Here is an 11,701-nt window from a genome sequence, read left to right as displayed (position 1 = left end):
GGCTGCTGTCACCGCTCCCGCTTCTTACTGCCTGCTATCGCTTATGTCGTGCGTCCCTGCGGCGGGGGGTCAGCCTGTGCCGGGATCAATCACAAAGGAAATATTGTCGTGGATACACTTGCTATTCTCAAACGCGGTCCGGTCATGCCGGTCATGGTGATTCAGTCGGTCGATGAGGCCCTGCAGGTTACCCGGGCGTTGCTCGATGGCGGCATCAACACATTTGAAATCACACTGCGTACGCCTGCCGCACTCGATGGCGTACGGGAAATGGTCAAGGCGTTTCCGGACGCATTGATCGGCGTGGGTACAGTACGGAACGCAGACCAGCTGGATGCGGCGCTGCAGGCGGGCGCCCGCTTTGCGGTGTCGCCGGGTCTGCCGGCGGCGCTGTTGCCGGCGCTGGCTGCCAACAAGGTGCCGTTTCTGCCTGGCGTGGCGACGCCCACCGAGGCCATGAACGCCTTTGATGCCGGCTTTGCAGCCCAGAAGCTTTTTCCGGCAGAGGCCGTCGGCGGGGTACCATTGCTCAAATCGCTGCACAGCCCGCTGCCCGATATCGTCTTTTGCCCGACAGGCGGGATTCATGCGGCCAATGCGGCGACCTATCTGGCGCTACCTAACGTAGCCTGCGTGGGTGGCTCCTGGCTGGCACCCGCCGAACTGGTGAAGGCGGGCGACTGGCAGGGCATCACGACGCTGGCCGCAGGCGCGCTGGCTCAGGCAAAGCAGGCCTGACGCCCCGTATTGCATTTGTCACCAGCAGGCCACGACACAGGGGCCTGCCGGCTCCACCGTCAGATTGTTCATCGACCACGCGTCCCTATCCTTTACCCTATCCTGCCCGCAACCCGCAACCCGCAACCCACAACCTGCCGCGAGGCTGTCTACTGCCCCTGTATTTGCATCAATCCCACACCTGCATCGACAAATTGCCGCCGTCAGTCATGATCTGCGGCAGTGCTCGCCCTTCCTGAATTATCATTAGGCTGATACAGGTCGTGCTGCGAACGTTAGCCGCACCGCCACGGATGGGGACACAACAATATGGACGAGGCAGCATGAGCACAATTTCACTTTCTTCCCTGACTACTTTAGCAAAGGATACCCTGGAGGCGGCCGGCGCCAATCCGGATATGGCCGAGACAACCGCCAGGGCGCTGGTTTTTGCGGATGCGCACGGCATTGCCACGCATGGCGTATCGCGGGTGCCCAGCTATGCCTTGCACTTGTCCTCGGGACGGGCCGACGGGGCTGCAGTACCGGAAATTGTGCAGGAAAAGGCGTCGGCGCTGCTGGTTGATGCGCGTACCGGACTGGCTTTTCCGGCCTGCGAACTGGCCATTACCAAGGCCACAGAAAAAGCCAGACAGACCGGCATTTGCATTGCCGGCGTGACCAACAGTCATCACTTCGGCATGGCGGCCTATCATCTGGAGCCGGTAGCCCATGCGGGCCTGATCGGGCTGGCCTTCAGCAACTCGCCATCGGCCATTACCGCCTGGGGTGGCAAGCGGCCGCTGTTTGGCACCAATCCCATTGCTGCGGCCTTTCCGCGTGAGCAGGCCGAGCCGGTGGTGATTGACCTGTCTTTGTCACAAGTCGCCCGTGGGAAAGTGATTCTGGCCGCACGTGATAATAAACCCATTCCCGATGGCTGGGCCCTCGATAGCGAAGGCCGGCCCACCAATGACGCCAAGGCCGCGCTCAAGGGCAGTATGCAGGCCGCCGGCGGCGTCAAAGGGTCTATGCTGGCCCTGATGGTCGAAGTGCTGTGCGTGGCGCTGACCGGGGCCCATTTCGGCTATGAGGCCGACCCGCTGTATGACGACACCGGCAATGAACCCAGGCTCGGCCAGGTCTTTATCCTGATCGATCCGAAGGCCCTTGCCGGTCAGCAGACGTATTTCAATCGTCTTGAGGATCTGATCGCTGCCATGCTGGAAGATGACGGGGTTCGCCTGCCCGGCGCACGCCGCCATGATCTGGCCAATACCGCTCAGGAAGAGGGCGTTACGGTGCCGGATAGCCTGCTGGCACAAATGGGATATGAATGATGTTGAAATTTGCTGCAAATCTGTCCTTGCTGTATACCGAAGTACCTTTCCTGGAGCGCTACGCGCAGGCCGCAGAGGATGGCTTCAGGGGCGTTGAATGCCTGTTCCCCTATGATGAAGAGGCGCATGCTATCGCCCGTCAGTTGCAGGACCATGGTCTGCAGCAGGTGCTGATTAATGCACCGCCGGGTGTTGCGGCGGCGGGTGAGAAAGGGCTGGCCTGCCTGCCGGGTCGCCAGACCGAATGCCTGGATGGCGTAAAAAAAGCCATTGATTACGCATTGATCCTGGGGGTGCCGCGCATTCATGTGATGGCCGGGATTGTGCGTGACCGGGGTGCCTATGCGGCGGCACAGGAACAGTATCTGGACACGTTATCCAAAGCGGCTTCGTTGCTGCAGGGTGCCGGTCTGGATCTGATGATCGAACCGATCAATCCGATAGACATGCCCGGTTATTTTTTGTCGGGCCAGGCGCAGGCGCGCGATGTGCTGGCGCAGGTCAATATGGATAATCTGCGGATCCAGATGGACCTTTACCATTGCCAGCGTACCGAAGGCGACGTCACTCGTCAGCTTGCCGAATCGATCGGCGCCGGGCTGGTTGGCCATATGCAAATTGCGGGCGCTCCGGACCGCCATGAACCCGATACCGGTGAACTGAATTATTCATATGTGTTCACACAACTGGAAGCGCTGGGTTACGACGGCTGGATTGGCTGCGAGTACCGGCCGGCCCACGGTACCCGGGAAGGGCTGGGCTGGCTGCAGCGTTACAGGTCGGCTGCCGCAGCGGCAGCGCAGCCTGCAGCAGCCGGACAAAGACAGAACATATATAGGACACGGAATGAGTAAAACGAAACTGATTACCCTGCGTGCCGACCAGGCCGAACTGATTGTTGCCCCTCATATCGGGGGCGCCATTTGTGGCTACCGGCACCGTATTGACGATATTATCTGTCCGTGGCTGCGCGATGCATCGCCGCAGGCCATAGAAGAGGAATGGGTCTCGGAAATGTCCAGTTTTCCGCTACTGCCCTGGTTCGGCCGGCTGCGCAACGGGACCTTCGAGTTCGAAGGCCAGCGTATCACTTACCCATCGCCCAGGCCAGACTCACCGCACAGCATTCATGGCATTGTGCGTTACAAGCCCTGGACCGTGCAATCGCAACAGGAAAACGAGCTGATCATTCGTTATACCCACAAGGCAGACGCCTGGCCCTATCCATTTATTGCCGAACAGCGTTTCGTGCTGGAGCCGTTACGTCTGAAGGTACACCTGACGGTGACCAATACCGGCCATCGCGTCATGCCGGTGGGTCTGGGCCATCACCCGTATTTCGTTCGTCATGCCAATACGACGCTCACCGCAGGCGTAGGCCAGGCATGGATCAGCGACGAAGAGGTGATGCCGCTGAACCTGGCCATGCATCCGGATACCGATGCACTTAAACAGGGCATTGTGATAGACCGGCATGTGTTTGATCACCCCTTCACCGGCTGGGACCATGTGGCAGACATCCATTGGCCGGACGAGCGCCGAACCCTGCGCATGACTGCGACACAGCCCCTGGATTTTCTGGTGGTCTATAGTCCGCCGTGCAAAGACTGGTTCTGCGCCGAGCCGGTCAGCAACACGTCTGATGCCTTCAATCTGAATGCCACCTACGGTCCGACTGAGGTCGGCGGACAAACGCTGGAGCCGGGGCAGTCGCTAACTTCGGTGATGACATTTGATGTCGCGTTCAGCGATTGACGCTTCGATGCTGCTTTGCAGCGGGCTCACCAGTGAACGGGTATGGTTTTTCTGGGCACTCAATGGTTAAAAAAGCCTGTGAAGACGGGCTTCACAGGCATCAATCCGGTGAGTCACCCCACCAGCCTTAAGAAACAATGAAAACAATCTTTTAGTTGATGCTGATGTTTTCCGCTTTCAGGATCGGCTCCCATTTGGCCACTTCGGCGGCCAGCCATTTTTGCAGCGATTCGGGTGTCTGACGGTCCTCGCTGACAATCTGCGCACCCAGTTGCTCCATTCGCTGCACAAACGCGGGTGCTTTCAAGGCCACCTTCAGGGACTCGTTCAGCTTGTCTACGGCCTGCCTGGGTGTGCCTTTAGGCGCATACAGGCCATGCCATACTTTAACCTCGAACCCTTTGAGGCCCTGTTCGGCCAGGGTCGGTGCATCGGGTAACTGGCTGATCCGCTCGGGCGTGGTCACGCCGTAGAATTTCAGATCTTTTGCCTTGATATGCGGCAGGGTTTGCGTGGTCTGGTCGCACAGCACATCAACCTGCTTGCCCATCAAGGCCGTCATGGCAGGGCCTGTGCCCTGGAAGGGGACCGTGGTGAATTTCACGCCCATGGCCTGTTGCAACAGCGAGCCGCAAAGCTGGGATACGGCGCCCGGGCCGGCATTGGCCAGATTGATCTTATCGCCATTGGCCTTGGCGTAATCGACAAATTCCCTGAAATTGTTCGGCGGTAAATCGGCGCGCGCCATCAGCGTCATAGGAACGTCAACCACTTCGCCAATGTACTCGAAGCTCTTGAGCGGGTCATAGCGCAATTTGCTGTACATGGCGGGCGCTGTGGCCATGCCGGTGTGGTGCAGAAATATCGTGTGGCCGTCCGGCTTGGCGGCCGCAACATAACCCGCGGCCAGTGTACCGCCTGCGCCAGTCCTGTTTTCTACCACTACGGTCTGCTTGAGCACCTTGCCCATTTCGTTGGCAAGCGAGCGGGCGACCACATCGGTCGGGCCGCCGGCGGCAAAAGGCACGATCATTGAAATGGGACGTTGGGGAAAATCGGCAGCAGTGGCCAGAGCGGGGGTTCCAGCAAGGGCCATTGCCGCGGCAAGGCTCAGGGGATTAATGTTCATATGAGTGTCTCCGTATGGGGCGTTGGCGCACAGTGGGGCGCGCGATCCCGTCAGGCGGGTAGTATGTCGGCAAACGCCCTGAAAACCTATCGCTAAATCCGAAAGGCAGGCTTTTTCATTTTGATAACCCCTGGGCAGCGCAGCTCATACGGAGCGCGACGCGTTGACCATGAAGTTTCTGCAAAACGTGGGTGCGCTGCGCACCCATCGCTTTATTCATTCCGTTGTTATAAGCACATTTGGTAATAAACACGCCCGAATACCTCCCTGCATTCCCCGTGCGGTACAGGGCGGTTGTTTTGTTGTGTATTGAAAATAGCCGCACTGAAAAAACCATTGCCTGTGGCGCTTTCCTGGTTTACACTTAATGCAACCATATGGTTGCACATCAAAAGGAGGTGCAGATGTCTTCAAATCAGATTGAAAAAAGCGTCACGCTCGCCGCGCCCGTTGCCCGGGTGTGGCATGCCCTGACCGACGCCCAGGAATTCGGGCAGTGGTTCGGCGTTGCGCTGGAAGGACCTTTTATCGAAGGCGCGGCGATACGAGGCACATTCATTGGCCCGCTGGACGTAGCGGTTATCGAGCAATATCAGCGCCAGGCCGGGGTCACGCCCGCGCCGGTCAACCTGCCGCAGGAGAGCACGACGTTTTGCACGGTGCAGGCCATGGAGCCGGAGCGATACTTCAGCTTTCGCTGGATCCCTTTCGGCATTGACGCTCAGGCTGATCCCGACAATGAGCCCACGACGCTGGTCGAGTTCCGTCTGGCGCCCGTTGCCGGCGGTACGCAGTTGACAATCACCGAATCGGGCTTTGATGATGTACCGGCACACCGCCGCGCCCGCGCGTTCCTGATGAACACCGGCGGCTGGGAAGCGCAGATCCGGAATGTGAAGCAATATGTCGAGCGTGATTAATCAAACAGTTGCAGAAGACCGGCATATGGCACCGGTATTCTTTGCGCTTGGCGATGGTACCCGGCTTGCCCTGGTGCAGCGGCTGGTGGGACAAGGTGCGCAAACGGCCTCGCGGCTTTCTGAAAACGCGCAGGTTACGCGTCAGGCCATCATCAAGCATTTGCAGGTGCTGGAAGGCGCGGGGCTGGTGCAGCATCAACGGCACGGCCGCGAAGTATTCTATACGCTGAAACCGCAGCGATTGGCCGAAGCACAAGCCTTTCTGTACGGCATTTCCGCAGGCTGGGATCGCGCCATTGAACGCCTGCGGCATATCGTCGAGCCGGATCAGCCGAACACCGATTCCTGATGCGACCACGGCCAGGACGGGCCACATGAATGCAACGCGCTATCGGCCGGGCCCAGGCCCAGGCCCAGGATCAGAGTCAGAGTCAGGGTCAGGAAGCGGGACGGAAAGCGCCGCGGAACCGGCGTTGCCGCCATCAATCAGGCAAGGCCGACCGTGCCTGTGCGCTACCGGCATCGCATCATAAATCACAATTGAAATAATCTGTGGCCGCAGGTTTCCAGTCGCGTGCCGGCAACGGCAAGCGGGTTGAAAACCGGCGCGCTCACGGCTGTGCCACGTGTCATGCATCTGCCTATCGGCACCATCGCCGCTGCGCGTTTGAAACGATTGTCGCCTATGCGACAGACAATGCGCTGCAAAAGTGGTTTTTTTATTCGATCTTCTTTCTTTATGCCTTATTTTGCTATCAAATATTGCAGTTGGTTATTCACCTATGGTTAGCACTAATAGCAAATTGACGTGTTCGTAAGCATACTGTCTGCTACATACGGCAGCGGGTGAACCACCTGCTTTCTTGCGGGTTTCACAAGACAAGAATATGACAGATCTAATATTAGAGACAAAAAAACTAACCAAGGAATTCCTTGGTTTTGTAGCGGTGAATGCCGTTGATCTGCGGGTGGAAAGAGGCTCCATCCATGCGCTTATTGGCCCTAACGGCGCAGGTAAAACAACATGCTTTAACCTGCTGACAAAATTTATCACACCCACTTCGGGCGAAATTTTCTTCAACAGTCAGAATATTACATCGGCAAAGCCTGCACAAATTGCACGCAAGGGAATCATCCGTTCGTTCCAGATTTCAGCTGTCTTTCCCAATATGACGGTACTTGAAAATGTACGCATCGGGCTGCAGCGTGAAGAAGGCACTTCGTTTCATTTCTGGAAAAGCGACGCGTCGCTGGACAAGCTCAACGATCGAGCCCGCGCGCTTCTGGCAGAAGTGGATTTGCTGGAGTTTCAGGACCATATTACATCCAGTCTGCCTTACGGTCGCAAGCGTGCACTGGAAATTGCCACCACGCTGGCGATGGAACCCGAACTGATGCTGCTGGATGAACCCACGCAGGGCATGGGGCACGAAGACGTAGACCGCGTCACGCGATTGATCAAGAAAGTCAGTGCCGGCCGCACCATTCTGATAGTCGAACACAATATGAATGTCATCTCCTCTATTGCTGATCGCATTACGGTGCTGGCGCGCGGAACCGTGCTGGCCGAAGGCGATTACGCAACCGTTTCAACCAATCCCGCTGTCATGGAAGCCTATATGGGCACTGCCGATGCCGTACTGCAGGGAGCGCATGCATGAGCGCGCTTGCCCTTGAAATAAAAGATCTGCACGCCTGGTATGGCGAATCACATATTCTGCATGGCGTAAACATGACTGTGCCCAAAGGCAGTGTCGTGACGCTGCTGGGGCGTAATGGCGCCGGCCGCACCACTACCATGCGTGCCATGCTGGGCCTGACCGGCAGCCGTAAGGGTTCAGTGCGGATTCATGGCGCAGAGGCCATCAGCCTGCCTACTCACAAGATTGCACACCTGGGTATTGGCTATTGCCCGGAAGAACGTGGCATTTTTTCCAGCCTGAGCTGTGAGGAAAATCTGCTGCTGCCGCCACCGCTGAAAAACAACGAAGCCGCAAGCAACGTCATGTCGCTGGACGAGATCTATGCCATGTTCCCGAACCTGAAGGAGCGACGCAACTCGCCCGGCACCCGGCTCTCGGGCGGCGAACAGCAGATGCTGGCCGTGGCGCGCATTCTGCGTACCGGTGCCGATATTCTGCTGCTGGACGAAATTTCCGAAGGGCTGGCCCCGGTCATTGTGCAGGCGCTGGCCCGCATGATTACGACGCTCAAGCAAAAGGGGCTGACCATTATCATGGTCGAACAGAATTTTCACTTTGCCGCGCCCCTGGCAGATCATTTTTATGTCATGGAACATGGTGAAATCGTAGAATCTTTTCCGGCTGCACAACTGACTGCAAAACAGGACACGTTGAACGAGCTGCTTGGCGTTTGACGAGCCCATCTACAACAATTAATGGTATTTATTGGAGAGTAACGATGAGACTCACAAAAACATTCTGCGCGCTTGCACTGGCAACGCTGGGCACCCAGGCCATGGCTGCGGGCATTTCTGATGATGTCATCCGCATCGGTTTCATTACCGATATGTCAGGCGTCTATTCCGATATTGATGGCAAGGGTGGTGTGGAAGCGATCAAAATGGCGATCGAAGACGCCGGTGGTGCGATCGATGGTAAGAAAATCGAAGTGCTCAGCGCCGATCACCAGAACAAGGCCGACGTGGCATCGGCCCGGGTACGGCAATGGATTGACCAGGATAAAGTCGACATGATTATTGGCGGCACCAACTCGGCTACGGCACTGGCATCCGCCGCGGTTGCAGCCGGCAAGAAAGTGCCCTATATTGCCATCGGCCCAGGTACCACGGCGCTGACCAATGCAAACTGTACGCCTTACACCATTCACTATGCATACAACACCAAGGCGCTGGCCAATGTAACCGGTGGCGCTGTGGTTAAACAGGGCGGCACCAAATGGTTTTTCCTGACCGCCGACTATGCTTTCGGTCACTCTCTTGAGGCCGATACCACCACGGTTGTCAAAGCCAACAAGGGTGAAGTAGTGGGTTCGGTACGCGTGCCACTGGGTACCACCGACTTCTCTTCCTACATGCTGCAGGCGCAGTCTTCCGGCGCACAGATCATGGGTCTGGCCAATGCCGGCGGCGACTTCATCAACTCCATGAAAGCCGGCAGCGAATTCGGTGTATTTCCTGCCATCAAGCCTGCAGGGCTGCTGGTGTTCATTAACGACGTGCACTCGCTTGGCCTGAAAACCACACAGGGCCTATACCTGACGTCTTCCTGGTACTGGGATCAGGATGATGAGTCACGCGCCTGGTCTAAGAAATTCGAAGACCGGGTCAAGCGCAAGCCATCGTTCCTGCAGGCCGGTGACTATGCGGCCGTGGGTACGTACCTGAAAGCCGTGGCGGAAACCAAAACCGATAACGGTGATGAAATCATCAAATGGTTCAAATCCAACAAGATCAACAATATGTTCATGAAAGACGGTGTGACCCGCAAGGACGGCCTGGTCGTGCATGATATGTATCTGATGCAGGTGAAAACACCGGAAGAGTCCAAAGGACCTTGGGATTATTACAAGGTGGTGGAAAAGGTACCGGGCGATGTTGCTTACGGTCCTGAAAGCGAATCAACCTGCAAGCTCTGATTCTGCAGGCCTATTCTGGCAGGCACACCACTTGAGTGCCTGCCGGATTCATACATGTTATTTAAACCGACTCAGTCATTGAAATATGATTACCATTTTTGGCATACCCCTTGCTGCTTTTCTGGGCCAGATTCTGCTGGGCCTGGTGAACGGCTCTTTCTATGCAGTGCTATCGCTTGGCCTGGCCGTGATCTTCGGCCTGCTCAATGTGATTAACTTCGCTCACGGCGCACTGTATATGCTCGGAGCCTTCGTGGCGTGGATGGGCCTGCAGTTTCTGGGCCTGAACTACTGGGTCATGCTGATTGTTGCTCCGCTCGTTGTGGGCCTGCTCGGCATTATCATCGAGCGGCTGCTGTTGCGTCATCTGTACAAGCTGGATCACTTATACGGCCTGCTGCTCACTTTCGGCCTGACCCTGCTTATTGAAGGTATTTTCCGCAGTATGTACGGCGTATCCGGACAGCCTTATCCGACGCCCGAATCATTGCGTGGCGCAGTCAACCTGGGATTCATGGTGCTGCCCATCTATCGCGGCTGGGTGGTCGCCGCGTCGATTATCGCCTGCCTGGTGACCTGGTATGTGATTGAGCGTACCAGGCTGGGCGCCTTGCTGCGCGCCGGCACCGAGAACTCCAAGCTGGTGGAAGCCTTCGGCATCAATGTGCCGCTCATGGTTACGCTCACGTATGGCTTTGGCGTTGCCCTGGCCGGTTTTGCCGGCGTGCTGGCAGCACCGGTGCTGCAGGTATCCCCGCTGATGGGATCGAATCTTATTATTGTCGTATTCGCTGTGGTGGTGATTGGTGGCATGGGCTCTATTATGGGCTCGATTGTCACCGGTCTCGGACTGGGCGTCATTGAAGGGCTCACCAAAGTATTCTGGCCGGAAGCGTCCAGCACGGTCGTCTTCATTATTATGGCAATTGTCTTATTATTGCGTCCAGCCGGACTCTTCGGGAAAGTGAAATGAACCGCCAACTGCTTGCCTTGCTGATTTTTGCCCTGGCACTGGCCTTTCTGCCTGCTTTGGGTGTCTATCCGATTTTCGTCATGAAAATCCTGTGTTATGCGCTGTTCGCCTGCGCCTTCAATCTGCTGCTGGGTTATGTAGGCCTGCTCTCATTTGGCCATGCCGCTTTCTTCGGTGGTGCAGCTTATGCGGCCGGCCATGCCATCAAGATCTGGGGACTGTCGCCCGAGCTTGGTATTCTATTTGGCGTAGTGATTGCCGCGCTGCTGGGATTGATTGTGGGCTGGCTGGCCATCCGGCGCAGCGGCATTTATTTCACCATGATTACGCTTGCCATGGCGCAGATGGTTTTCTTCTATTTTCTGCAGGCGCCTTTTACCGGTGGCGAAGATGGCCTGCAAGGCGTGCCACGCGGCAAGCTGTTTGGCCTGATCGACCTGAGCAATGATTTGAATCTGTACTATCTGGTGATTGTCATTTTCATCATCGGCTATTTCATCTGCTGGCGCACCGTCAAGTCCCCCTTTGGTCAGGTGTTGCATGCCATCAAGGAAAACGAGCCGCGTGCCGTGTCGCTGGGCTATGACATAGACAAGTTCAAGCTGCTGGCCTTTGTGCTGTCTGCAGGCCTGGCAGGCCTGGCGGGTGCCACCAAAACCCTGGTGTTTGTGTCTGCAACCCTGTCAGACGCCATGTGGCAGATGTCCGGCACGGTGGTGCTGATGACACTGATCGGCGGCGTGGGTACCTTTACCGGGCCTGTGATCGGCGCGCTGATCGTGGTGTTTATCGAGAACAAAATCGGCGATATCGGACGTGTTCTGGCCAGTTCTACCGGTATTCAGTGGTTTCAGACGCTGGGTGAATCGGTCACCATTGTCATGGGGCTGATTTTCATCCTGTGTGTGATGGCCTTCCGCAAGGGTATTGTCGGCGAGCTGCTGGCCCTGCTGCCGGCCAATCGCAACAAGCAGTAGTTACCCCCTGCGGCCCTGCCGCAAATGCCTTCAGCCCGCCTCAGACTGCCCTGGCGGGCTGTTTTGTTTTCTGTTGGTTGATGTTGCCTATGCCGATGCGTTATTCGGGATGCAGCGCGCTCGCGGGCCTCACGCTGATGACAGAACGGCGAATGTTCATTTGCCGCCGGTATTGTGTTGCACGCGCTATTTGTTTCAGAATGACTGCAGGGCCGAAAAAACCGGGCCCTGGCTTTGCGCATGCGTAATCATCATGCATGCTGCTGTCGACG

The 11,701-nt window shown here is 56.9% G+C and carries 13 protein-coding genes; 12 read left to right on the top strand and 1 reads right to left on the bottom strand.

Annotated elements, in window-relative coordinates; translation table 11 throughout:
• Positions 1-108: 108 nt before the first annotated feature.
• The 4 genes from eda to MIM_RS20815 all read left to right on the top strand — a co-directional run bounded on the left by eda (position 109) and on the right by MIM_RS20815 (position 3,812).
• Complete coding sequence (eda, locus tag MIM_RS20830; RefSeq protein ID WP_025374692.1) at positions 109-738, top strand: bifunctional 4-hydroxy-2-oxoglutarate aldolase/2-dehydro-3-deoxy-phosphogluconate aldolase; 630 nt, start codon at positions 109-111, stop codon at positions 736-738.
• 323 nt (positions 739-1,061) lie between these two features.
• The gene (locus MIM_RS20825) at positions 1,062-2,057 is read left to right on the top strand and encodes an Ldh family oxidoreductase (RefSeq protein WP_025374691.1); all 996 of its coding nucleotides are present in this window, start codon (positions 1,062-1,064) and stop codon (positions 2,055-2,057) included.
• A complete protein-coding gene (gene otnI / locus MIM_RS20820; protein WP_025374690.1) occupies positions 2,057-2,911 on the top strand; it encodes a 2-oxo-tetronate isomerase in 855 nt (284 codons plus the stop codon). The genes MIM_RS20825 and otnI overlap by 1 nt, the downstream gene beginning before the upstream one ends.
• A complete protein-coding gene (locus MIM_RS20815) occupies positions 2,904-3,812 on the top strand; it encodes an aldose 1-epimerase (RefSeq protein WP_025374689.1) in 909 nt (302 codons plus the stop codon). The genes otnI and MIM_RS20815 overlap by 8 nt, the downstream gene beginning before the upstream one ends.
• A 151-nt stretch (positions 3,813-3,963) precedes the next feature.
• Here the strand turns inward: MIM_RS20815 and MIM_RS20810 are convergent, their stop codons facing one another.
• Positions 3,964-4,941, bottom strand: a complete 978-nt coding sequence (locus tag MIM_RS20810) for a tripartite tricarboxylate transporter substrate-binding protein (protein ID WP_025374688.1) — start codon at positions 4,939-4,941, stop codon at positions 3,964-3,966.
• Positions 4,942-5,345: 404 nt separating this feature from the next.
• Here MIM_RS20810 and MIM_RS20800 point away from each other — a divergent pair, with 404 nt between their 5' ends.
• From MIM_RS20800 to MIM_RS20765, 8 genes are all read left to right on the top strand, one after another.
• Positions 5,346-5,861, top strand: coding sequence for an SRPBCC family protein (locus MIM_RS20800; RefSeq protein WP_025374686.1), 516 nt, complete (start codon positions 5,346-5,348; stop codon positions 5,859-5,861).
• Positions 5,854-6,210 carry an ArsR/SmtB family transcription factor gene (locus MIM_RS20795; protein WP_084459119.1) on the top strand — a complete coding sequence of 119 codons (357 nt, stop codon included), beginning with the start codon at positions 5,854-5,856 and terminating at the stop codon, positions 6,208-6,210. The genes MIM_RS20800 and MIM_RS20795 overlap by 8 nt, the downstream gene beginning before the upstream one ends.
• 203 nt (positions 6,211-6,413) lie before the next feature.
• Positions 6,414-6,668, top strand: coding sequence for a hypothetical protein (locus tag MIM_RS20790; protein WP_144084707.1), 255 nt, complete (start codon positions 6,414-6,416; stop codon positions 6,666-6,668).
• Positions 6,669-6,748: 80 nt separating this feature from the next.
• Positions 6,749-7,522 (top strand): ABC transporter ATP-binding protein, encoded by a 774-nt coding sequence (locus tag MIM_RS20785; protein WP_025374683.1) that lies wholly within the window; start codon positions 6,749-6,751, stop codon positions 7,520-7,522.
• Entirely contained in the window at positions 7,519-8,238 is a 720-nt protein-coding gene (locus MIM_RS20780; RefSeq protein ID WP_025374682.1) for an ABC transporter ATP-binding protein, read from the top strand. Before MIM_RS20785 ends, MIM_RS20780 begins: the two co-directional genes overlap by 4 nt.
• Positions 8,239-8,282: 44 nt before the next feature.
• Positions 8,283-9,479 carry an ABC transporter substrate-binding protein gene (locus MIM_RS20775; RefSeq protein ID WP_025374681.1) on the top strand — a complete coding sequence of 399 codons (1,197 nt, stop codon included), beginning with the start codon at positions 8,283-8,285 and terminating at the stop codon, positions 9,477-9,479.
• 85 nt (positions 9,480-9,564) lie between these two features.
• Entirely contained in the window at positions 9,565-10,452 is an 888-nt protein-coding gene (locus MIM_RS20770) for a branched-chain amino acid ABC transporter permease (RefSeq protein WP_025374680.1), read from the top strand.
• On the top strand, positions 10,449-11,429 hold the full coding sequence (locus MIM_RS20765; protein WP_025374679.1) for a branched-chain amino acid ABC transporter permease: 981 nt from the start codon (positions 10,449-10,451) through the stop codon (positions 11,427-11,429). The genes MIM_RS20770 and MIM_RS20765 overlap by 4 nt, the downstream gene beginning before the upstream one ends.
• The last annotated feature ends 272 nt before the right edge of the window (positions 11,430-11,701 follow it).

It is taken from the genome of Advenella mimigardefordensis DPN7 (assembly GCF_000521505.1).
GTDB lineage: Bacteria > Pseudomonadota > Gammaproteobacteria > Burkholderiales > Burkholderiaceae_B > Advenella > Advenella mimigardefordensis.
Note: the sequence above shows the minus strand (reverse complement) of the source record. Positions and strands in the feature narration are given on the sequence as shown.

What these genes read in the sequence shown, in the direction of transcription:
- MIM_RS20825 (WP_025374691.1), top strand. Translation starts at nt 1,062, where the DNA reads ATGAGCACAATTTCACTTTCTTCCCTGACTACTTTAGCAAAGGATACC.
- otnI (WP_025374690.1), top strand. Translation starts at nt 2,057, where the DNA reads ATGTTGAAATTTGCTGCAAATCTGTCCTTGCTGTATACCGAAGTACCT.
- MIM_RS20815 (WP_025374689.1), top strand. Translation starts at nt 2,904, where the DNA reads ATGAGTAAAACGAAACTGATTACCCTGCGTGCCGACCAGGCCGAACTG.
- MIM_RS20810 (WP_025374688.1), bottom strand. Translation starts at nt 4,941, where the DNA reads ATGAACATTAATCCCCTGAGCCTTGCCGCGGCAATGGCCCTTGCTGGA.
- MIM_RS20800 (WP_025374686.1), top strand. Translation starts at nt 5,346, where the DNA reads ATGTCTTCAAATCAGATTGAAAAAAGCGTCACGCTCGCCGCGCCCGTT.
- MIM_RS20785 (WP_025374683.1), top strand. Translation starts at nt 6,749, where the DNA reads ATGACAGATCTAATATTAGAGACAAAAAAACTAACCAAGGAATTCCTT.
- MIM_RS20780 (WP_025374682.1), top strand. Translation starts at nt 7,519, where the DNA reads ATGAGCGCGCTTGCCCTTGAAATAAAAGATCTGCACGCCTGGTATGGC.
- MIM_RS20775 (WP_025374681.1), top strand. Translation starts at nt 8,283, where the DNA reads ATGAGACTCACAAAAACATTCTGCGCGCTTGCACTGGCAACGCTGGGC.
- MIM_RS20770 (WP_025374680.1), top strand. Translation starts at nt 9,565, where the DNA reads ATGATTACCATTTTTGGCATACCCCTTGCTGCTTTTCTGGGCCAGATT.
- MIM_RS20765 (WP_025374679.1), top strand. Translation starts at nt 10,449, where the DNA reads ATGAACCGCCAACTGCTTGCCTTGCTGATTTTTGCCCTGGCACTGGCC.